General features: G+C 33.5%; 23 protein-coding genes and 1 tRNA gene. 4 read left to right on the top strand and 20 right to left on the bottom strand.

Features of this window, described 5'->3' with window-relative positions; all coding sequences use genetic code 11:
- Positions 1-33: 33 nt before the first annotated feature.
- The 6 genes from AST99_RS07050 to AST99_RS07025 all read right to left on the bottom strand — a co-directional run bounded on the left by AST99_RS07050 (position 34) and on the right by AST99_RS07025 (position 4495).
- Positions 34-420, bottom strand: a complete 387-nt coding sequence (locus tag AST99_RS07050; protein ID WP_057780677.1) for a VOC family protein — start codon at positions 418-420, stop codon at positions 34-36.
- A 58-nt stretch (positions 421-478) separates the two neighbouring features.
- A complete protein-coding gene (locus AST99_RS07045) occupies positions 479-931 on the bottom strand; it encodes a DUF1801 domain-containing protein (RefSeq protein ID WP_057780674.1) in 453 nt (150 codons plus the stop codon).
- 37 nt (positions 932-968) lie between these two features.
- Complete coding sequence (locus AST99_RS07040; RefSeq protein ID WP_057780670.1) at positions 969-1907, bottom strand: 2-hydroxyacid dehydrogenase; 939 nt, start codon at positions 1905-1907, stop codon at positions 969-971.
- A 97-nt stretch (positions 1908-2004) separates the two neighbouring features.
- On the bottom strand, positions 2005-3378 hold the full coding sequence (mgtE, locus tag AST99_RS07035; RefSeq protein ID WP_083495620.1) for a magnesium transporter: 1374 nt from the start codon (positions 3376-3378) through the stop codon (positions 2005-2007).
- Positions 3378-4163, bottom strand: coding sequence for a 16S rRNA (adenine(1518)-N(6)/adenine(1519)-N(6))-dimethyltransferase RsmA (gene rsmA / locus AST99_RS07030; protein ID WP_057780667.1), 786 nt, complete (start codon positions 4161-4163; stop codon positions 3378-3380). The genes mgtE and rsmA overlap by 1 nt, the downstream gene beginning before the upstream one ends.
- A gap of 5 nt (positions 4164-4168) precedes the next feature.
- On the bottom strand, positions 4169-4495 hold the full coding sequence (locus tag AST99_RS07025; protein ID WP_057780663.1) for a DUF4286 family protein: 327 nt from the start codon (positions 4493-4495) through the stop codon (positions 4169-4171).
- 271 nt (positions 4496-4766) lie between these two features.
- On the opposite strand from AST99_RS07025, the gene AST99_RS18935 reads away from it, so the two are divergent.
- Both AST99_RS18935 and AST99_RS18930 read left to right on the top strand, forming a co-directional pair.
- Positions 4767-5036 (top strand): RbsD/FucU family protein, encoded by a 270-nt coding sequence (locus AST99_RS18935; protein WP_262487287.1) that lies wholly within the window; start codon positions 4767-4769, stop codon positions 5034-5036.
- On the top strand, positions 5018-5197 hold the full coding sequence (locus AST99_RS18930; RefSeq protein ID WP_262487286.1) for an RbsD/FucU domain-containing protein: 180 nt from the start codon (positions 5018-5020) through the stop codon (positions 5195-5197). The genes AST99_RS18935 and AST99_RS18930 overlap by 19 nt, the downstream gene beginning before the upstream one ends.
- On the opposite strand, the gene AST99_RS07015 is transcribed toward AST99_RS18930, so the two are convergent.
- The 5 genes from AST99_RS07015 to AST99_RS06995 all read right to left on the bottom strand — a co-directional run bounded on the left by AST99_RS07015 (position 5194) and on the right by AST99_RS06995 (position 11697).
- Positions 5194-5715, bottom strand: coding sequence for a GNAT family N-acetyltransferase (locus AST99_RS07015; RefSeq protein ID WP_057780660.1), 522 nt, complete (start codon positions 5713-5715; stop codon positions 5194-5196). The two genes, AST99_RS18930 and AST99_RS07015, sit on opposite strands and share 4 nt — an antisense overlap.
- 3 nt (positions 5716-5718) lie before the next feature.
- Positions 5719-7506: a tetratricopeptide repeat protein gene (locus tag AST99_RS07010; protein ID WP_057780657.1), complete on the bottom strand. Its 1788-nt coding sequence runs from the start codon at positions 7504-7506 to the stop codon at positions 5719-5721.
- A gap of 437 nt (positions 7507-7943) precedes the next feature.
- Complete coding sequence (gene serS, locus AST99_RS07005) at positions 7944-9215, bottom strand: serine--tRNA ligase (RefSeq protein ID WP_057780654.1); 1272 nt, start codon at positions 9213-9215, stop codon at positions 7944-7946.
- A 237-nt stretch (positions 9216-9452) separates the two neighbouring features.
- Entirely contained in the window at positions 9453-10766 is a 1314-nt protein-coding gene (locus AST99_RS07000) for an HTTM domain-containing protein (protein WP_057780651.1), read from the bottom strand.
- Entirely contained in the window at positions 10756-11697 is a 942-nt protein-coding gene (locus AST99_RS06995) for a bifunctional riboflavin kinase/FAD synthetase (RefSeq protein ID WP_057780648.1), read from the bottom strand. The genes AST99_RS07000 and AST99_RS06995 overlap by 11 nt, the downstream gene beginning before the upstream one ends.
- A gap of 177 nt (positions 11698-11874) precedes the next feature.
- Here AST99_RS06995 and AST99_RS06990 point away from each other — a divergent pair, with 177 nt between their 5' ends.
- Positions 11875-15210 carry a reprolysin-like metallopeptidase gene (locus AST99_RS06990; RefSeq protein ID WP_069727814.1) on the top strand — a complete coding sequence of 1112 codons (3336 nt, stop codon included), beginning with the start codon at positions 11875-11877 and terminating at the stop codon, positions 15208-15210.
- Positions 15211-15479: 269 nt separating this feature from the next.
- Here AST99_RS06990 and AST99_RS06985 read toward each other — a convergent pair whose 3' ends face one another.
- The 4 genes from AST99_RS06985 to AST99_RS06970 form a co-directional block, all read right to left on the bottom strand.
- Positions 15480-17471: a T9SS type A sorting domain-containing protein gene (locus AST99_RS06985; RefSeq protein WP_057780641.1), complete on the bottom strand. Its 1992-nt coding sequence runs from the start codon at positions 17469-17471 to the stop codon at positions 15480-15482.
- A 105-nt stretch (positions 17472-17576) separates the two neighbouring features.
- Complete coding sequence (pth, locus tag AST99_RS06980) at positions 17577-18209, bottom strand: aminoacyl-tRNA hydrolase (RefSeq protein WP_057780638.1); 633 nt, start codon at positions 18207-18209, stop codon at positions 17577-17579.
- Positions 18210-18286: 77 nt separating this feature from the next.
- Complete coding sequence (locus AST99_RS06975) at positions 18287-18898, bottom strand: 50S ribosomal protein L25/general stress protein Ctc (RefSeq protein WP_057780635.1); 612 nt, start codon at positions 18896-18898, stop codon at positions 18287-18289.
- Positions 18899-18927: 29 nt separating this feature from the next.
- Positions 18928-19863, bottom strand: coding sequence for a ribose-phosphate pyrophosphokinase (locus AST99_RS06970; protein ID WP_057780868.1), 936 nt, complete (start codon positions 19861-19863; stop codon positions 18928-18930).
- A 166-nt stretch (positions 19864-20029) separates the two neighbouring features.
- On the opposite strand from AST99_RS06970, the gene AST99_RS06965 reads away from it, so the two are divergent.
- A tRNA-Leu gene (locus AST99_RS06965) sits at positions 20030-20111 on the top strand.
- Positions 20112-20206: 95 nt separating this feature from the next.
- Here AST99_RS06965 and AST99_RS06960 read toward each other — a convergent pair.
- The 5 genes from AST99_RS06960 to AST99_RS18710 all read right to left on the bottom strand — a co-directional run.
- A complete protein-coding gene (locus tag AST99_RS06960; protein WP_057780632.1) occupies positions 20207-20503 on the bottom strand; it encodes a hypothetical protein in 297 nt (98 codons plus the stop codon).
- Between the two features lies 1 nt (position 20504).
- Entirely contained in the window at positions 20505-20792 is a 288-nt protein-coding gene (locus AST99_RS06955; protein WP_057780630.1) for a hypothetical protein, read from the bottom strand.
- A 56-nt stretch (positions 20793-20848) separates the two neighbouring features.
- Entirely contained in the window at positions 20849-21883 is a 1035-nt protein-coding gene (locus AST99_RS06950) for a hypothetical protein (RefSeq protein ID WP_057780627.1), read from the bottom strand.
- Positions 21884-22364: 481 nt separating this feature from the next.
- Positions 22365-22634: a helix-turn-helix domain-containing protein gene (locus tag AST99_RS06940; RefSeq protein ID WP_057780620.1), complete on the bottom strand. Its 270-nt coding sequence runs from the start codon at positions 22632-22634 to the stop codon at positions 22365-22367.
- 94 nt (positions 22635-22728) lie between these two features.
- A partial coding sequence (locus AST99_RS18710) for a hypothetical protein (protein WP_198151422.1) occupies positions 22729-22910 on the bottom strand: 182 nt, incomplete at its 5' end.

The raw sequence follows: 22910 nt of genomic DNA, 5'->3' as shown, positions 1-22910 counted from the left end.
TTTTATTTGATAATATTGAGCTTAAAAAATAAATTACTTTAAAGCAGAGTCAATCGGTTCCCAAAGTTCAATTTTAAGACCTTCCGGATCTAGAATCCAACCAAATTTTCCGTAATCGTATTCTTCTATTTCACCAACTACAGTGACGCCTTCTGCCTTTAGTGTTTCTAATAACTCTACTAAATTTTCAACGCGAAAATTCATCATAAAAGGTTTGTCACTGGGCTTAAAATATGCGGTATCTTCTTTAAACGGTGACCATTGTGTGGAGCAATCTGCTCCAGTTTTATCTTTCCACCAAAAGGAACATCCATAGTCGTCTACCGGTAAACCTAAATGTTTGCCATACCATTGTTTTGTAGCTTCTGGGTTTTCAGATTTAAAAAAAATACCTCCTAATCCTGTTACACGTTTTTTCATATCTTCTTATTGTTGTTAATTTTATAGTTTACAAGTTTAAAGTAGGTAGAAATTTAAATTATTTTAGAGTGCTTTTGTATAATTTAATCCATTGTTTGGGAGTCATTCTAGACACTAAATCTCCAATTAAATCATAAGGAATATCGTCTATTTTTTTAAATCGTATACAAATTCTGCCCATATCTAATTTGTATTTGGTGTGTTTTGGGTATTCAGATGTAAACCATTTTAAAAGGGAGTCATCTGCGTAAATGCCGTTGTGATATAGGGCTATATGGTTTTTCTGGGAAGCAATATTTATAAAAGGTAGCGGTAAATCTGGATTGGTATGGTAGCCGCGGGGGTAAAGTTTATGAGGAACCACATAACCAATCATCCCATAACTCATGGTTTCTTGAAAGCCTTTTGGTAAATGGTCTAAAATGACTTGTCGTAATTTAGATATTGCAGCTTTGCGCTTCTCAGGAAGTTTTTTTATATAATCTTCAGGAGTTTCGGCAATGTAGGTCATTAAGTTATTGTTAAGCTATGGTTAAGATAGCTTAAAGTTACGTAAATTTTTTTTGAATTTTATCTACGATAGTTTGTGCTAACTTTTCTTTGCTTTCAATGGTCCATCCGGCAACATGAGGCGTTAGTAAAACATTTTCTGCTTCAATTAAATATTGAAAAGCTTCAGGCATATGGTTTGCAGTAAATAAGTTTTCGAATGATGCTTTTTCGTATTCTAAAACATCTAATCCTGCGCCTAAAATTTGTCCTGATTTTAATGCTGAAACCAAATCGGAAGTGATTACACTTTTTCCTCGGGCTGTATTAAAAAACCAAAACGGTTTCTTGAATCCGTCAATGAATTCTGCATTAATCATGTTTTGAGTTCGTGGTGTTTGTGGAACATGTAAACTCACCACGTCTACTTCATTTTGAAAGGTTTTTAAATCTACTTGCTTGGCATTTTCATTGCCAACACCAGCTTTAATATCGTAACACAACACATTCACATCAAATCCGCGTAGTTTTTTAGAAAATGCATTTCCCATATTACCGTAGCCAATAATACCAACCGTTTTTCCGTCTAACTCTAACCCACGATTGGCTTCGCGTAACCATTGTCCTTGGCGGACTTCCTGATCAGCCTTATTAAGTTTGTTAAATAACGATAAAAGCATGCCTAAGGTGTGTTCGCCTACAGCATTTCTATTGCCTTCGGGCGCAGATATGAGATAGATGCCTTTAGATTCTGCATAATCGCAATCTATGTTTTCTAAACCAGCACCAACACGACCTATAAATTTTAAGTGTGTAGCAGCATCTAGAAATTGCTTATCAATAGTAAAACGACTTCTAATAATAATGCCATCGTATTCATGAATTTTAGCTTCAATTTCTGATTTAGTCGATGTGAAATCGTCGTGATTGGTGAATCCCAAATCGGTTAACTGTTGCTTTAAAAGTGGATGATTACTATCTAAATGAAGAATATTCATAGTACTGAGAAATTAGAGTGCAAATTTACGAACTTTTGTGTTACCGATTAAACGATTTGTTTACTCTCATTTTTAAGTTTTTTTGACCAAAATCAGATTAAAAACCTAACATGGCTTTAGCAATTAAAAAGTAGATTAGTATCCCAAAAACATCGTTACTCGTGGTAATAAATGGTCCAGTGGCTACAGCGGGATCGATGCCGCGTTTATCTAAAATAATAGGTATAAATGTGCCAATTAACGCAGCCATAACAATTACGGCGATAAGTGCTAAACCAATGGTAATAGATACAGTATACGGTGTACCAAAAGCAAAATGGGTTACGCATAAAGCTATTAAGGCAATGGCCAAACCATTAACCAATCCAAGTGTGAATTCTTTAAATAATTGTCTCATTAAACTACTATCCATAGTGTTGTTGGCTAAACCTTGAACGACGATAGCAGACGATTGTACCCCTACATTTCCGGCGGTTGCTTGTATAAGTGGCACGAAGCTTAATAGAATAATATAGTCGCCCATAGCGCCACTAAAACTATTTATAATGCTTGCTGCACCTAAACCTCCAAACATACCAATTAATAACCAAGGTAAACGGGCTTTAGTCAGTTTCCAAATGCTATCATCGGCTTCAACATCTCGTGTAATACCGGCAGCAAGTTGGTAGTCTTTTTCGGCTTCCTCTCGAATAACATCTACAATATCATCAATGGTAATGCGACCTAAAAGGATATGATTTTTATCGACTACAGGAATGGCTTCCAAGTCGTATTTTTGCATAATATTGGCAACTTCTTCAACATCTTCAGTAACATACACATAATCTACTTTAGGAATATACACGTCTGAGATGTGAGCTCGTGGCGAAGCTATTAATAAGTCTTTTAAAGACAAGCGACCTATAAGTTTGTGATTATCATCTACCACATAAATAGAATGCACTCGAGTAACCTCTTCGGCTTGTGCACGCATTTCTTTAACACATTGGGTAACGGTCCAGTTTTCGTTAACTTTTACAAGTTCTTTGGCCATTAATCCACCTGCTACATTATCGTCGTAACGCAATAGGTCTTTAATGTGCTGTGCGTGTTCCTGATCTTCTATGTGGTCGATTACGAGTTGCTGACGGTCATCCGATAATTCTGAAATCATGTCTACCGCATCATCGGTATCCAATTCTTCAATTTCTTCTGCAATTTCTTTAGCAGAAAGGCTGTCAAGAATTTTTTCACGAGTATCCTCATCTAATTCCATCAACACCTCAGATGTCTTCTCGCTATCTAAAAGTTTAATTACATAGGTGGCATGCTCTATGTCTGTTTCTTCCAGAATTTCGGCAATATCAGCGTGGTGATAGTCATTTAAAAGGTCTAAGATGTTTACATCATCTTTAGATTCAATTAATTGCTCCACATTTTCAATAAGTTCGTCACTTATTTTAAACTGAATATTGTCGTCGTTTTCCTCCACTAATTTTGTGATTTAAGGTCGTTTTCTATGCGTTCTGTAAGCGTAATAAATTGCGCTACCGAAAGTTGTTCCGGACGTTTACCAAAGATACTATCTTCTCTTAAACTATCCGATAGATTGAATGTTTTTAAACTGTTACGAAGTGTTTTTCTGCGTTGTTGAAACGCTGCTTTAACTACTTTAAAAAGCATGGCCTCGTTACAGGATAAACTATAGTCTTTTTTACGAGTTAATCGCAATACACCAGAGTCTACTTTTGGCGGCGGATTAAATACCTGAGGCGGTACGGTAAATAAATATTCTGCATCGTAAAATGCTTGTGTTAATACCGATAAAATACCATAAGCTTTACTCCCTTCCTTTTCACAAATACGTTGTGCAACTTCTTTTTGAAACATGCCTGAGAATTCTGGGATTTGATCCCGCATTTCTAAGGTTTTAAACACAATTTGTGTGGAAATATTATACGGGTAATTTCCGATTACAGCAAACGATTCGCCTTTGAATACTTCGTCAATATCGTATTTTAAGAAATCTTTTTCAATAACCCGATCTGCTAAATTTAAATAGTTAACTTTTAAATATTCTACAGATTCAGAATCGATTTCTACTACATAAGTTTTAGTAGGCTTGTCAAGCAAATATTTAGTTAAAACACCCATTCCAGGACCAATTTCTAAAACATTTTTATACCCTTCAAAAGAGAGGGTATTTGCTATTTTTTCAGCAATAGATTCGTCGTTAAGGAAATGTTGTCCTAAATGTTTTTTTGCTTTTACTGTCATCTAAATTAATGTTTGGTTACGCTATACACATCTACAACTTCTAGTTCTGTTCTAAAAGCGAGTACATTTTCTCCGAATTTTTTTAAAGCTTCGGTACGTAGTATTTCTGCAAATTGTGTGTAATATCTATCTAAATCTTCGCGTGTTTTTGCGCGGTATTGTACAGAATAGGTTTTACCTCCCATCTCTTCTTCTACAAGAACGCGAGTCAGTTTGGCTTCGTAAAAGGTGCCAACAGCAAGCACTTGCGGAATATGCTCTTGTTTCATCCAAGTGATCCAGGTATCGTGCACAGCATCACTAACATTAGAGGTTACATTATAAATATACATTGTAATTGAATTTTTTGCAAATAACAACAACTCATCGCCACGAACAAAATGAATTCCTGTTTTTTGGTAAGTTAGGCCTATTTTTTTAAGAAATTTAATGCAATCGCTATTAGTTGTGCGCAGAATAGATATACATCAATAAATTAATGTATTTAGATAGATTATAGTCCATTTTTAATTAATTTTGAAATGATTCTTGTTACACTGAATATTTTTTAGAAGAACTATTTATGTAAAGAATAAGGCATTAGAATAATTAAAAAATAAACCCATGTTAATCGGAATCTCTCCTTTAATTAGTCCAGAATTATTAAAAGTATTAGCCGAAATGGGACATGGTGAAGAAATTGTCTTTGCCGATGCGCATTTTCCTGCGTATACCTATAACACTAAAGTTTTAAGGTTAGATGGTGTAAAGATTCCGGATTTATTAACTGGAGTTTTACCACTTTTTATGTTAGACAGTTACGACCCGTCGCCTTTAATGATGATGGCTGCTGTGGAGATTCCCTTGATGAGGATGTGCAAAACAAATACTTAAAAAGTATACAAAGTGTATATCCAGACGCTCCCGAAATTAAACATATAGAACGTTTTGCTTTTTACGAGCGTACTACTAAAGCGTATGCGGTAGTGGTAACAGGAGAAACAGCTAAATATGGCAATATTATCCTGAAAAAAGGTGTAACCCCTATAGTTTAGTTCTTATTCAAGATTTTAGATAACAGTAGTAATTCCTTTCCATCTGCAAATGGTGTAATCTTTTTTTGATAGGTTAGTCCGAGTTTTTCAAGTAATTTAATAGAATTCGGGTTGTCAGGTGCAACTATGGCGATAATCTCTTTGAGGTTAAATTTTGTTTTAGCTAATTTTAAAATTTCTGAAGCCGATTCAAAGCCGAAACCTTTGCCTTCGTATTCTGGTAAAAATGCAAATCCAATGTCTACGCCATCAAGTTCTGGTCGCTTAATTAGGCCGCAACACCCAATAGTTTTTAAAGGATCAGATTTTAATTGTAGTTTATAAAACCCAAAACCGTTTTCGCGATAGTTTTTTATGTGGTGATTTGTAATATAATCTTCGGCATCTTTAATGGAATGTATGTTACGATCTCCAATAAATTTTAGCCAATTAGGTGTGTTTAATAATTCTATAATAAAAGGGGCATCGTTAGTGTTTAACTCGCTTAAGTATAAACGGGCTGTGGAAGATATATACATGTATTATTGGTTTATAGCATCGCCACGTAACATTCTAAATTGCGATCGGGCTTCTACAAAATAGATGCTATCAGCAAAGTTGAAAATAATATGTTCGTAAAGTGGTTTTGCTTTTTCGGGTAAATTAAGCACCTTGTTGTATAATTCTGCTAAATTAAAATACGCATCGTCTGCCAATAAACCATTCGGATAATTCGCTATTAATTGTAAATAATTTTGTTCAGTTTTAATCTCGTTTTTTTGAGTTTTATATAACAGCGCTTGTTTATAAAGGGCTTGTTCTGCTATAGGTTCTGCGCCATGATTTGCCAATAATGTATCTAATACAATAATAGATTCTAAGGGTTTGTTTTGATAGGCTAACAAATCGGCTTTGGCATATAGTTTCAGTGCAGTTTGTGTAGAATCTTCATACTTATTATCAGATATAAGTAACTTTAAATCTAATGCATCGTTGGCTATTAATTGCGAAGTCGATTGTTTTAAAATGTTTAATTGAGATTCGGCCCATTTAAAGTCGCCTTTATAATAACTGGTTTTTGCAACCCTAAATCTGGCTTCTTGAGATATGGTGCTATTTTTTAAACTACGTTGTATTTGTGTATAGTAAATAAGCGCCTCGTTAAATTTTTCTTGTAAGACTAAAATATCTGCTAATTCTAGCTTGATTTTGGCAGTTTGAGTATCTTTTAAATTCTGATTAAGCGAAGCTTTTAAAAAGGTTTCTGCCTCTTTGGTTTGATGCAAATTAAATGCTAAAAAATGCCCATAAGCAATCTGAAGGTCTAGAGTTTGTGTTAATGTTCCGTAAGTATCAAAAAGTTTTAAGTAATCGGATTGTATCCTTTTGTACTCTTTTTTTGTGGCTAATAGGGTTCTAAATTGTAGTAAACTATAATGCGCTCTAAGTTGCGTGTCAACATCTTGAGAGGTTTCAATAATGTAATTGTAAATGGTTGTAGCGGTATCGTAATCTTCTTCATTTGTCGCAATAGATGCTAAATTTTCCATCCGGTTTAAACTTTCAGGAAGTCTGTTGTAAATTGCTTTTTCTTGAGCAAATGCTTTGTTAAATTCTTTCTGCTGACTAAACAACCAACTTAATAATTCGTTCCAGATTAGATCTGGGTTTTGTTGAATCTTTCTCAGTAACGCTTTTCTAAGTATGCTGTTATTGTCGTTATAAGGATCTTCACTTATAAAATCGCTAAAAATGCGTTTTACATTCTCTTTGTACAACGGATTTTGTTCAATAAAATCAACATAGCTAATAAACATTTTTTCAATATCTCCCTGTTCGCCATAAATACGAGATAACTGCATGGTAAAATCGACCTCACTATTTAAAGACATGGCTTTCTCGTAGCATTGTATAGCATAATCTAATAGTGAATGCGATTCAAACTGTTTAGCAACGGTATACACAAAACTTGTATTTACTTCTATGCTAGACACCGCTTTTTTATAATTTTCGTTGGCTTTAGGTAAATTGTCTTGAAGCTGAAAATTATAACCCAATTCTACCAAGAAGGACGGATATTTAATTCGTGTCATGGTTTCTGTTAAAAACACTTCAGCTGCTTTGTATTGTTGTAATTGCTGATAGGTTTCTACAAGAGCTAATATATAATTGGTATTATTCGGACTTTTATCTGTAAGCTTTTGATAGGAGATAAGCGCTTTTTCAAAATCACCATTTTTAAAATATAATTTGGCAGTATCGTATTCTTGCTTTTCTTGCGAAAACATACAAAAACTTAAAAGCATACAACAAACAAATATAAATCTCATAGTTCTTTTGGGTTGTTGTAAAGATAGGGAAGTACATAAAACAAAAGAAAAATAGGAGTAAGAAAAATGCCTGATAAAAATCAGGCATTTATACCAACCAAAATAAGAGTGCTATTAATCTACTGTCAATTTAAGTATGATTCAATTACTTTGTTGGGTTTTTTTATATTTTAAATGAAATATTTAAACTGAATTTTATATCAATTTCAACAGGTCATTTTTTATTTAAAACTATAAATAATTACTGTTTTTGATCCTAAATATTAGTCTTTTCAAAAACTGTAATTATTTCCGCTTGTACGAACTTCTAAAGAATTATCTAAAAATCAAAATTAAACTTAATATTTTCGTTGAACAACGTACTTTGTTTGTATTTCATCGAAATTATTATGGTTTTCCCGCCTTGTTTTGTAGGAAAATTAATTCAAAAAGACAATTTAGTCTATTATTGAAAATCCTGTATAAGGGACCAAAACCTCCGGAATTACAATTCCGCTCTCTGTCTGGCAATTCTCCAAAATTCCAGCTAAAACTCTAGGCAAAGCTAAAGAGCTTCCATTTAAAGTATGCGCCAATTCATTTTTACCTTCTTTATTCTTGAAACGTAATTTTAAACGATTGGCCTGAAAAGTTTCAAAATTAGATACAGATGAAATTTCTAACCAACGATCTTGTGCCGTAGAGAACACTTCAAAATCGAAAGTTAATGCAGATGTAAATCCTAAATCGCCACCACATAATCTTAAAATTCTGTAAGGTAATTTTAAATCTTCAAGAATAGTTTTTACATGAGCGACCATACCATCTAATGCTTTGTAAGAATCATCTGGATGCTCTACACGTAAAATTTCAACTTTATCAAATTGGTGCAATCTATTTAAACCTCTAACATGTGCACCATAACTTCCTGCTTCACGTCTAAAACAAGGCGTATAACCTGTAATACCAATTGGTAAATCGCTTTCGTTTAAAACCACATCTCTAAAAATGTTAGTTCCTGGTACTTCTGCAGTCGGAATTAAATATAAGTTGTCTGCTGTTACATGGTACATCTGTCCTTCTTTGTCTGGTAACTGTCCTGTACCAAAGCCTGAAGCTTCGTTAACTAAATGTGGTAATTGGTATTCTGTGTAGCCAGCAGCAGTGTTTTTGTCTAAAAAGTAAGCGATCAAAGCACGTTGTAAGCGCGCACCTTTCCCTTTATATACAGGAAATCCAGCACCTGCAATTTTGTTTCCTAGCTCAAAATCTATAATGTCGTATTTTTTTGCTAATTCCCAATGCGGTAAAGCACCATCGTATAATTTAGGAATGTCTCCAGCTCTAAAAATTTCTTCATTATCGTCTTCTGAGTTTCCTGCAGGAACACTATCGTTTGGTACATTTGGAATTTTATAAAGTAACTGGTTTAAAGCTTCAGAAGTGTCGTTTAACGTTTCTGTTAATTCTTTAGATAGTTCTTTTAAAGCGCCACTTTTTCCTTTTAAAATGGTTGCTTTTTGGGTTTCACCACTTTTAAACAAGTTCCCAATTTCTTTGGATAAAGTATTTGCATCTGCTAACGTATTATCCAATTGAGCTTGTGTACTTCTACGTGTTTCGTCAAGGTTTAATACTTCAGCAATCATGTCTGTAGCATCAATGTTTCTCTTGGCTAAATTGGCGATAATACGATCTTTATTATCTCTTATAAATGGTATTTGTAACATCTTGTTTTTTAATTTGGGCGTTTCTTGTTTTTTAACAAGAACAGGCTTTTCGCTATATCTTTTTTACAAGGTAAAGAGTGTTTGTAGTGTATTTAATACACTATAGTTATATCCGAAAAATTTAGGAAAACACAATACAAGTAAAAAAAGGATGCCGCTGCAATCCTTAACGCAGGGTGAAACTTAATTAACAGCAAAAGTAATAAGATTTTAGGTTGAAAGAAATAAAATATAAACCTATTTTGAAGGTAAAATCCAATCGCTATGTTTCCACGGAGACCATTCTACATTGGCAAGGTCTACATCGGGTTTAATAAGCTGTTTTGCAGGTCTTCCATTTACACTAACTCGGGCATTAACATACACAGAAATAGAATCGCCTTTTGCAGCGTAAACTGATTTTAAGTGTTGCGAAAATTGCCATATTACATCGGGTTTACTAGATGCTAATCCTCTTTGTTTATGCGATAAATAATCTTTCAAGCGTACTTGTTCTACCGTGTTTTTTGTGTGATTTTTTATAGTGTATGTTGCTTGTCCTCTTTTAATACGTAACATCATACGCCACGATAAACGATGCCCTTCTTCTGTCCACAACACATTATCTTGTATAAAATGCTGTCTTATAGGAAGTATTAATTGTATTACAAAATACATACCCATTACTCCAAGTGCTACATTTTTATATTTTGGAATAATCACTTCCCCAGCATTGTAAAAGGGTTTTTTGTTTTTAAAAAAGAGGTCGTGAATTTGTTTTGGTTCAAAGAAAAACAAAGCAAATGCCAACGATAAGTAAGGGAAAATACCTACTTGAAAAATAAATGAATTAAATAAGTGAAAGAATATAGAGGCTAAAAAAGCAATTTTTCGAGTACGTTTTATAAGTAGTAACGGAATAATTAAACCATCGAATAAAATCCCTCCATAGGCTAAAAAGTAATGCACCCATTTTTGTTGTAAAAGATCTCCAACTAAAATATAATTAGCTTTCCCTTTCATAAGTACTTCGATTACAGTGGTGTTTAACCAATCGGGATATATTTTAGCAATTGCACCGTAGGTATACACAATAAACATTTGCAATATAAAAACCAGACTACACCATTGTGGCATAGAATTTTGTTTTATATCCGGATTTGCATCCGCATCGAAAGACATGTATTTATGTGCCGGTTGTATGGCCATTAATCCGCTTAGCAGAATTAATAAATAATAGTGATTATTGTAAGACGCTTTTTGCATAAAATAAGTGCCAGCCCAAAGTGCAGTAAATAAAATAGTACTCCATCTGTATTTGTAGCCTACCATAATACATAAGCCAAGTACACCCATAAACCCATAATAAAAATACATACCATTACCGGGCAATGGTTGTAGCCATTCTAAACCAATAAAAGAAAATGTAAAATCTGGATCTATTAAAGTTCTTTTAATCCAGCCTGTAAAAATGGCTCCTACCGTTTCTAAAAAACACAAGAGCCCAAAAATAATTCTGAAAATAATTAAGGCAGAATTGTCTATATGTTTAAAGAGAAATTTATTTATCATTTAATTTAGAAATGAAGTGTAGGGAATCTGCTTGGTCTTGTTGTAGTTGATGCTTAAGCGCCTCGATAGAGTCGAATTTTTTTTCGTCCCTAAGTCTGTGTAACATGTCAATCTTTAATGCGGTGTCGTATAAATTGGCTTTAAAGTCAAAGAAATGAATTTCTATATGCTGTTTTGTGCTATCAGAAATGGTTGGATTGTTTCCAATATTCATCATGCCGAAAACAGTTTTGTTTTCAATTTCAGATTTTACAACATAAACGCCGTGTTTAGGAATGAGTTTATAGGCTTCTTCAATTTTTAAATTTGCTGTAGGATATTGTAATTGTTGTCCTATTTGTTTGCCCTTCACAACAGTACCATTAAGGCAAAACGGATAGCCTAAATAAGTGTTTGCTTTTTCAATAGCTCCATCGGCTAAAGCTTTTCTAATTTTAGTAGAACTAACAGCCACTTCATCTACATCTTCTGCCGATATTTCTTCAACTTCAAAACCGTAAAGCTCTCCAAACTTTCTTAAATCGTCTATGTTGGCAGAACGATTTCTACCAAAGTGATGGTCGTATCCAATAATAACACGTTTTGCTTGTAATTGCTCTAGGAGAATTTTTTTAACAAAATCTTCTGCAGGTAATCTCGAGAACTCTTTTGTAAACTTTTGAACGCACAAATAATCTACTCCAGATTGTTCTAAAATAGCGCTACGTTCTTCAATAGTATTAATTAATTTTATATTGGCATCGTTTTGAAGCACCATTCTTGGGTGTGGAAAAAAAGTGAGTACAACCGACTTTAAATGTGTTTCGTTTGCTGTATTTACAAGGCGTTCTAATATTTTTTGATGCCCTAAATGCACACCGTCAAATGTGCCTATGGTTACTACTGTTGAAATCTTGGAGTCTAGATTGTTAAAGTTTCTGACTTTTTCCATTTATTATAAAGAGTAATCGTTAATTGATTGTTAAAAAGGTTTATTTTAGCACATCTTAAAGTAAACGTTTATAAGATAATACGCAAAGTAAAGCAAAGCTACGTCATGTTTTTACAAAGACCATAATTTTGTGGCATTAAAATGCGGTTTATATACGTAATGGAAAAGATTAAATTTATGAAATACCTTAGCGCAAAGAAGCTTTTCTTGCTTTTAATAGTGTCTCTTCATGTAAGCGTCCTTTTTGCACAATCTCAATCAAATTTTTGGAAAAACTCATCTGCGTCTCGAACAACTTCAGAAGTGTTAAGTCGAAAAACTCATCCTTCTTCTTATCAGGTTTTTGAATTGGATTTGGATACTTTTAGAGCAGCATTATCTCAGGCTCCTTTAAGCGATAACCATAGAAATACATCTGGTGAAATTATAGATTTTCCAATGTCAGACGGTACATTTCAGCAGTTTGAAGTTACAGAATCTTCCATAATGCAGCCAGAACTTGCTGCTAAATTTCCAGATATTAAAACGTATAAAGCTATTGGTGTAGATGATAAAACGGCAACTATGCGATTTAGTATTACCCAAAATGGATTGCATGGATTTTCGCTTTCAGGACAAAGAAGTTCAGAATTTATAGATCCGCAAACTGTAGCTGGAGATACTTATATGGTATACAATAGAACGGCTTTGGGTATAGATGCGCAAGACTTTGAGTGTTTAACCGAGGATAATATTAACTTGGAATCTTTAAAATCTGATACAGCATCTCAGCGTTCCAACACAGACGATAGTGTTTTAAGAACCTTCCGTTTAGCGTTAAGTTGTAATGCAGACTATGGTGCTCTTTTTGCTGGCGATGGTACAGATGTAGAGAAGAAAGCTAATATATTGGCACAAATGGTTATTACCATAAACCGTGTAAACGAAATTTATGAACGCGATTTGGGTATAACATTATCTTTAATAAATAGAAACGACGAGTTGCTGTATTACGATGTAGATACTGATCCTTGGGATACAGAATTTAACAGTAAAACTCAAGAGGTTATCTCTTCAACCTTAGGCGACGAATCTTTATACGATATTGGGCATAATTTTAATACATCTAACGGCGGAAATTCTGGTTGTATAGGTTGTGTATGTGTAGATGCTGTTGCGCCTTATACAAATGAAGTCTCTAAAGGACGTGGATATACAGGATCTACAAATCCTACAGGAGATGCTTTCGATATTGATTATGTGGCTCATGAAATGGGGCATCAATTTGGAGCATGGCATACCATGAATACTTGTGCACGATCTGGAAATGGAATCTCTGAAGTAGAGCCAGCCTCTGGAAGTTCTATTATGGGATATGCGGGTATATGTGGTGTAAATAATGTTCAAGATAATTCTGATGCACATTTTAACTATGTAAACATTCGCGATATTTCTGAAAATATACAGGCCGGAGGTGTAAGTACATGTGCTGAAGAAACCGTTTTAGGCAATACTGCACCTGTTGCAAATGCAGGTCAAGATTATACTATTCCTGTGTCTACGCCATTTGTTTTACATGGAGAAGCATCTGATGTAGATGGAACGTCTACTTTAACATATAATTGGTCTCAAAACGATCCCGAACGTGCGCCTTCAGACGGTGCACCTCAATCTACTTGGGATGTTGGTCCGATGTATCGCTCGATATTACCAACAGATTCTCCTGATCGGTATATGCCAAGTTTGAGTGATGTTGTAGATGGTAATCTTACTCCAACTTGGGAAGTGACACCTTCGGTAGCGCGAACTTTAAATTTTGCTTTAACCGTTAGAGATAATGGAAGTGGTTTTCCTATTGGTATTGGTCAAGTTGATACAGATTTAATGACGGTAACTGTTGTTGATGGGACTCCGTTTAAAGTTACTTATCCAAATGAATCAACGTCGTGGTATGTAGGCATGTCTCGTGAGGTAACTTGGACCGTTGGAGAAACTAATACTGCCCCAATTAATAGTAGTACAGTTATTATTAAATTATCTTTAGACGGCGGATTAACCTATCCGATAACCTTAGCAGAAAACGTAGATAACGATGGTTTAGAAACGATTATAGTTCCAGATTACGAAAGTGATAACTGTAGATTATTGGTTGAAGCAGCAGATAATATTTTCTATGATATCTCTGATGCTGATTTTAGTATTTCAGAATCCGATCCCATTTTTATTCTAGAACAAATAGATCAAGATCCGTTGTATACTGTTTGTGCAAATGTTACAAGTTTAGAACTTCCATTTAAATATACTACTGTGTCTGGATTTGATGAGCTAACAACTTTTAGTGCTTCAAATTTACCATCGGGAGTTATAGCCACCTTTAGTCCAGTATCTGCAACGGTCGATACAGATGTGATTTTAACGCTGACAAATTTTACTCAGAATGCTGTGGGAGTTTATGATGTGAATATTACTGGAACAGCAAATGCTTTAACAACTACTGTTATTGCCTCCGTAGATGTCGTATCGTCAGATCTTGAATCTCCGAAGTTGTTGAGTCCTGAAAATAATGCTTCAAACATTTCTGAAGGGACGATGTTAACTTGGGATGCTTCCGAGGATGCTTTGGAATACGAATTAGAATTATCAACAATTTCAGATTTTTCTTCAGATGTTTTAACATATATTGTTACAGAAACGCAATATGAATTAACAGCTTTAGAAGCTTTATCAACTTATTATTGGCGAGTACGTGCTATAAACGATTGTGATGTTAGCGAAAATTCAGAAAGCTACAGTTTTACTAGCACTGCGTGTACGCATTGCGACTCTTATGGAACAGATACTCTACTCGTACTACAAACTTCTACAACTCGAGTAGTCTTTAATAGTGTAGATAATTCCTCTGGAAAAACAGGGTATAGCGATTATACATCTCTAACAAATTATGTAAAGCGCGGCGAAACTTATCCAATATCTGTATATGTAAATACGTCTGGAAATTATGTAACTAGAACTGCTGTTTGGATTGATTGGAATAACGATTGTGATTTTGATGATGATAATGAATTTTATGATTTAGGTGAAGCTGCTAATGTTACTAACGGACTTGCAGCAAATTCTCCTTTAGAGATTACTGTACCTGATGATGCTGTTTTAAGTGAGCATACAATTATGCGAGTGAGTACTAAATATAGAACCAATCCAGATTCTTGTGAGACCGAATTTGATGGGGAAGTAGAAGATTATAATTTAATTGTACAGCAAACTTTAGGTGTAGAAACGACTGATTTTAATGATTTTAAAATTTGGCCAAACCCTAATACCGGAACATTTACTGTATCGTTATCTGCAACTTCAGATCAAGATGTTAATCTTGTAATGTATGATATAAGAGGACGACAAGTTTATGCGAAATCGTATCAAAGTAGTTATACCTTTAGTCAGCGTATTAATGTAGAACATTTGGCTTCTGGATTGTATGTATTAAAAGTTACAAACGGAACGCAAAGCACGATTAAGAAAATAGTTATAGAGTAAGTAGTGCTTTAAATTTATAAATGATAAAGGTTGTCTGATATGTGTTTTAGACAACCTTTTTTATGGATTACTGTGTGCTGTCTCGTTATTCTAGTAGTAGAAATACAGATTATGAACTCTAGTAGTTTAGCCTTTTTAGACCAGCCTATTCCCTTTGAAATTTTAGTTTTTATTTAGTTTAAAATAGATTCTGTTGTGTAGATTTTAAACAAAAAAAAAGAGGCTTAAATACCATTCAAGCCTCTTTTTTTTAGAACTAATTGTATCTGTTATTCTTTAATGAATCGTAAAGACACTGCATTTACTGCATTAGTAAGTTTTATAAAATATAAACCAGATTGTAATTCAGATGTGCTAACGCTTAAATCTGTAGTAGCACTGATTTGTTTTTGCTTAACTACTTGGCCAAGCATATTATAAATTTGATATTTTGTAGGTAATTCACTTGAATTACTTAGTTTAATATTCAAAATATCTCTAGTTGGATTCGGGTAAAGCGATATACCTGCTGCAAATTCTTTATCGGTAACGGCTAAAGTTTTTGTAGAAATGTTTATTCTATCCTCAGATGTAAAATCACCACCAGAGTAAATAACTGTACCATCATCTGTAGATAATGTGTAGTAGCCTTCTCCGTTAGAACAGCAAATACCATCTCCACCAGTATCGTAAATTACAAATGTGTAACATTCGTCGCTACTTACTTCAAACGTTTCGGTTATGTTAAGGTTACCAAAGTAATTTCCTCCACCTTGCTTAATAACTTCATTGTTGCTGTTTAAGAATTCCCAAGTGGTTTCAGCACCTTCTAAATCTGTTTTAAGATCTAATGTAATTGCTGTTGTTGAAGCGTAAACAGTCGTCATCTGTAAGCTTTCAGAAACATCGTTATTACATGTTCTAGCATCTGTTGTTCCATTCGGACTATTAATACTAATGCTGTATGTAAAATCTATGCTGGTTACTGTAATTGCTGGAAGTGTAATAGTTTCTGATGCGCCTGCAGCAATGTTTCCTGTCCAATTATAATCTGAAGTTGTTCCATCGCTAATTACAGATGTTATTACTAAAGAGTTTAATGTTGTTGTTCCGTAATTAGTTAATTCTACTGTTGCTAAAACTTCAGATCCACAAGCAGGAACATTTATATCTACTAATGTAATACTTGGGTCGTTATCTACAGGGGCTGGAGCTTCTGTTTTGTTAGATGTAACTAAACCTTTACGTCTTGGAGAGTTTTCTAATACAGCTAAAACTCTGTCTTTTTGACCTTCAGTAAATACATTCATACACTCATCGTTAGTATAATCCATGTAGTTTTCTACCATGTCGTAAACCACCTCAGAATCTACTTCGCCAGGACAAGTATCTATTACAGGGCATCCGCTATTAGAGCTTGCTGCTAAAGGTGTATCGTCTACATAATCATCAACAGTACAATCACCATCACCCCAAATGTGTCTTAAACCTAAAAAGTGACCAACTTCGTGAGTCATTGTTCTTCCTTTGTTGTAAGGTGCACTTAAATTGAAAGAACCATCGTTATAATCTTCACTACCAAAAGAATTGTATCTACATACAACACCATCGGTATCTGAATCGTCAGTAAATCCATCTAAACCTTCTAATCCAGATTCTGAAGGAAATTGTGCGTATCCTAATAAATCTGTTCTTGTAAAAGTAATAGACCACATATTCATGTATTGTGTAGGATCCCAAATGGTTGTTGGTTTTACAATATCGTCTATATCTGCGGTGCTCCAACTTTCTTGTCCCATATCTACACGATTAATACCGTTTGTAGGGCAGCCGTCTGGAGTTTGTTGGGCTAAAACAAATTCTATTTCTAAATCTGCACCAGCTGGATTATCGTTAAAACCAGGAGTTCCAGCCATACGTCTAAAATCTTCTGTCATTACTGTTAACTGAGATTGTACTTGGCTATCTGTAATGTTTTCGTCTACCCCGTAATCATCTCCATTATGAATGACGTGAACAACAACAGGAATGGTAATTATGGCTCTTTCTGTTGGTGTTGAAGATCTTTCATTTTTAATTTGCTCTATCTTAGGAGCAATCCAGTTTTCGAACTGTTCGTTACTTAAGCGGTATGGGTTTTTTTCACGGAGTCTGTTTTCACTAGCGATAAAACCGCACTGTTCGCCATCTTCAGGAGAAATTGCTTCATTAGAGTTTTGTGCTTGTGTGCTAAGGGATATTATAGCACAAAGCATAAATAATTTAAAAGTAAAAATTTTCATATGTTAGGATATTAGGTAGTGATAATCACAAATATATTTGATTTTGTGATTAATGGTGAGCTTAGGTATGGTTTTTTGTGTAAATGAAAGGTTAATGGATAAAATTTACTTGCCATTAAAAGTGTTCATTGTATTATTAATACCAGCTGTACCAAAAGATTTTATTAGGGCTATAGATTGGTCTAAACGTTCTGGTAATTTGTCGTTTTCCTCTATGGTCCATTCTCCTAAAACATAATCTATTTGTCTACCTTTACTAAAAGCATCGCTAATACCAAATCTAAAACGATTGTATTTGGTAGTTTGTAATTTTGCCTGAATATCTTTTAAACCGTTGTGGCCACCATCACTACCTTTGCCTTTAAGACGGATACTGCCAAACTCTAAATTTAAATCGTCTGTTATTACTAATAGATTTTCTAAGGGAATATTCTCTTTGGTCATCCAGTATAGTACAGCTTTCCCGCTTAAATTCATAAACGTGCTAGGTTTAAGTAGTATAAAGGTTCTTCCCTTAAATTTGTAGGTTGTAATATCGCCTAATTTTTGAGTTTCGAAAGTTAAGCCTTCTACTTTAGCTAAATGATCTAGTATTTTAAAGCCGATATTATGGCGGGTATTTTCGTAAGTATCACCAATATTTCCTAGGCCAACAATTAAAAATTTCTTCATAGTGTCTTGATGAGGATCTATACTCGGATGTTTCGATTTAAAAAGTGTTTTAAATAAGCCGAACATAGTGTGTTTAAATTTTTGCTAAAATAAAAAAAGCATCCTGAAAACAGAATGCTTTTTAATATTTATAGAACTATAGACTATGCTTCAGTTGCTGCTTCTGGAGTAGCTTCTGCTTCATCTTCTTCATCATCTTCAATAATTGCAGCTCTAGAACGTCTTACTTGGCATACCACAGTGTTATCTGGGTGCATAAATTTGTAAGCTTCGTTTTCTAAAGTTGTAATGTATAATTTACCACCAATTTTAAGCGGAGTAATATCTGCTTCGATAAAATCTGGTAAGTTAGCAGGAAGAGCTTTTACTCTTAAGCTACGTTTGTTTTTACGTAAAACACCACCATTTTTAACACCACGAGAGTTACCAATAAAAGTAACAGGAATGTCCATAGAGATTTCTTTATCATCAAAAGTTTGATAGAAATCTACGTGTATAATTTTATCAGTCACTGGGTGAAATTGAATGTCTTGCATAATAGCATTGAAAGATTCCCCACCAGCTAAAGTAATTACAACTGTATGCGCATTTGGTGTGTATACAAGTTTAGAGAATGCCAATTCTTCTGCTGTAAAATGAACTGGTTTATCTCCTCCGTATAATACGCAAGGAACCTGACCAGCATTACGTAAGGCTTTTGTTGCTTTCTTGCCCACGCTTTCTCTTAGAGATCCGTTGATTGTAATTGATTTCATTTTTATTTATATTAAGTATTAAATTGTATTTACATGACGAATTTTGAACTGATTGATTTGTTGTAGTGTACATTTTGCATCACTGCAGAAAATAAATCGGCACAAGTAAGTACTCTAATTTTATCGCTTTTTTGTGTTAAAGGAATAGAGTCTGTTACTATTAATTCTTGTAATTTAGATTTTTCTAGTTTTTCGTAAGCGTCTCCAGATAAAATAGGATGCGTACAAATAGCTCTTACGCTTAATGCACCACGTTCCATCATTAAATCTGCTGCTTTAGTTAATGTACCAGCGGTATCAACCATATCATCAACTAAAACAACATTTTTACCTGTAACATCTCCAATTAATTCCATGTAAGAAATAACATTGGCCTTAGCACGTTGCTTATAACAAATAACAACATCGCTTTCTAAAGCTTTAGAATACGCATAAGCACGTTTAGAACCTCCCATATCTGGAGATGCAATGGTTAAGTTATCTAAGTTTAGGGATTTTAAATAAGGTAAAAAGATTGTGGAAGCAAAAAGGTGATCGACTGGTTTTTCGAAAAACCCTTGGATTTGATCGGCGTGTAAGTCCATAGTAATAATACGAGTAGCACCTGCTGTTTCAAGCATTTTAGCAACTAATTTGGCTGCAATAGGGACTCTAGGTTTATCTTTACGGTCTTGTCTTGCCCAACCAAAGTAAGGTAAAACTGCGGTAATGTGTCTTGCCGATGCACGTTTAGCAGCATCAATCATTAACAACATTTCCATTAAATTCTGTGGTCCAGGGTGTGTAGAACCAATAATAAAAATACGTGTCCCTCTAATAGACTCTTCATAAGAAGGCTGGAATTCACCATCACTATAGGTAGAGGTAATAACATTTCCAAGGTGTGTACCATAGGAAGCAGCAATTTTCTCTGCTAATTCCCTACTTTGATTACAGGTAAATATTTTAGCTTCAGTTAAAGGCATGTGTAACGTGTTGTTTATTAGGATTAAACACTTCTGGTGTTTTAATTTGGCTGCAAATTTAGGCAATTATTTTAACTACAAAAGAATTATATGCTCTATTTTTTAGGAAGTTTAAATAAAAATGAATTATTTTTGCATCTTCTTAGAATATTGCTTCTATGTATTTGCTCAAGTGGCGGAATTGGTAGACGCGCTGGATTCAAAATCCAGTTCTTTCGGGAGTGTGGGTTCGATTCCCACCTTGAGTACTATAAACCTTGTTAATCGATTGATTAACAAGGTTTATGATTTTTATACAGTTAGTTTTTGTACGGTTTATGTACGGTAAATCTAAAAAAGGCTATTAATCTTCATCAACTTGACTTGCAGTAATCATTATTTCTAAAAAAGTAGGATGTTTAACCTCATTAGCGAAAACAGAATTTTCTGTTTCAATATACCCTTTCTTTATCCATTGTAATAACTCAACTTTACTCTCTCTACTTATATCAGTTTTTCTAGATTGCTTAAATACTTTGTAAAATTCATAATGTATTTCAAAAATAGGACATAATTTACTATCACTGAAAACCTCAAAACAATCGTTTTTCAAGGTCAATAAAATTTCTTCTCTAAGGTCTTTTGTTATTTTTATTCTCATATTATATATCTTTAGTTATTTCATTAATTACGTTTTCTATCTGTTCATCTGTTAATTGGTTGAAATCAACTTTTGTTTGAATACTTTGCATTTTAGGTATAGTGTATTGCATAAACTTCTCTAAGATTTGCAAACGTTCTTTAGGTTCTAGGGCTTTTATATCTTTTTCCATTTGCAAACAGTTGTTTTCTATTAATTGAGATAACCATTGTTTAGCATTTCCAGTAAATTTATTTGGTGTTCCTTTTTTACGTCCACCTGTTTTTGATATTCCTTTAGGTCTAGGCATAATTTCTATTTTTATCTACTTTAGATTGAATTAATTTTAAATTGTATTCCGTTTTTTTAAGTGGTTACTACCTCATCTTTTTCTTTACTTAAAACAGTTGCTGTAATAGAGCGTTTTTCATTATGTTTTGTAAGTGCTTTATGAGTAATGTTTAACCCTATATTTGAAGTGTTAATTATTACACATTTTGAGGGTTCAGAAAGGCGGTTAATTATTACGCACTTTACTATTATATTTTGCCTTATTTCTCTTTGTAAATTCTGGGAATACTTTAGTATAAAATCTTTCAATTTCTTTTTTGGTCGGTCTCTATCTTTTGGGTTTAATTCATAAATCCAATACCGAGGGTTTGAAAATAATTTCAAACTTACTTTTTGACGTTCTGTAAGATTCTTTTTTTCAACCGTGTAGTCATAGTAAACAACCTCATCAAAAGCTTTTAGAAGTAATTCTTTTGCCTTATTCATAGTTTGTACAGAAACATCTTCAAAGGTTCTTATTCCTGTTTCTTTTAGAAATTCGGTTTTTATAATCTTTAGTTCCACACGCAAAGTGTTTTCTTTCATTTGGTACTGGTTTGACTTATTATAAATTTTCAATAAATATCTCTGGTGTTTTACTTGACTAAAATGTTCGTTGTATTTGAATTCAAATAATTTACCCTTGTGAAACAACAACCCTTTTATAAATAACTGAGGATTAAAAACAGGTGTAGAATTTATTCCAAACTCTATATTTTGAAATATCATTTGATGAGGTTTGCAGTTAAAAAGAGTCTTTAAGTGCTGTCTAACTTCAATAATATTATTAATGTTAAATTGATTACCATTAAACCCTTTATAAGTACCATTTTCTTTATAATTGGGTGCTTTTACTTCTTTTATCGAATTATAAAACTTATGAATACTGCCAGTAAATAAAACAATTTCACTCTCGTAAATAACAATTTTACAAAAATGATAATTTGCCGTTTTCTTTGTTGATAGTTCGCCTGTGTTTGAGTTTACAACCGTTTCAAAATCTAGAAAAGGTAAACTACATAGATAGTTAACATCTACATTGTTAAACAATATTTTTACATAATCAATCAATATGTTTTAAATTTGTTTTTAAGGTATGCGTTGCCACAAATACCTAACATTTGAACGTATAAAAGAGGAGGTGAACACTCCTCTTTTTTTTTGTTTTAGTTAGTATATTATATTCCTTAAATCGTTCGTATAGTAGTTATTGAAGTATGTTATTGTCAATATGCTTTCATTACTTGAAAAGTCAAAAATAACAAGGTTTGTTTTGCGATGTGTATCTCCCTTATAGGTGTCACGCTTTGAAGTTCTAAATAGACCTGTAATGTAATTAGTCCATTTGTTACCCTCCCTAATCTTTAACCAAAATGTTGGCATAGATTGAGCACAATTTTGATTTCTACTAATATTTATTAGTGTTGAAAAAACAGGTGTTTCATTACATTTTTGAAGTTCGTAATGTTTCACGCTTTTATACTTACCCTCGTTTATTTCTTTGTAAATGTGAGTAATTTGTTGAGGTGTGTTTTGCGTTGCCATACAATTATTATTTATTAAGTTTAATAATTGATGCTTCGACCTCTGAACGCTTGTAATATACACGCCCTCCAATTTGATAAGATACTAATATTGACTTCTTAGTCCAATTATGGACGCTAGACAAGTCAATTTTAAGCATTTTTGCAACCTCTTGACGCGACAAAAATTCTGCGGGCTCTTCTTTTTCTTGATATGATTTTGTAATATTGATTAAATCTTGCTTAATCTTCTCAATATCATTTAGGAAACTGATTGGTAGTTCTATTTGTACTTGCATCTTTTTAATGTTTTAAGATTAATATGATGCAATATTATTGTAAGAAGTAGATGTGTGTAAAAAGTGTGTAAAGATATTATTACACAATTCACTCTTATTTCAATGTATCTAAGTATTTATTTATAATTTCTTCTCTTACAGGTGTTCGTTTTTGTTGAGTTCCATTAAATAATTCTCGTGCTACCTGTTGGCTACACCCTAAAATATGAGCCATTAAAATATGCTTTTCTGTTTGTGATATATTTCTATTATTAATATTTTTATATAAATCTAACG

The sequence above is a fragment of the Formosa algae genome (assembly GCF_001439665.1).
In the GTDB taxonomy this organism is placed as follows: Bacteria; Bacteroidota; Bacteroidia; order Flavobacteriales; family Flavobacteriaceae; genus Formosa; species Formosa algae.
The sequence above is the reverse complement of the archived record's forward strand: the minus strand, read 5'-3'. Positions and strand labels throughout refer to the sequence as shown.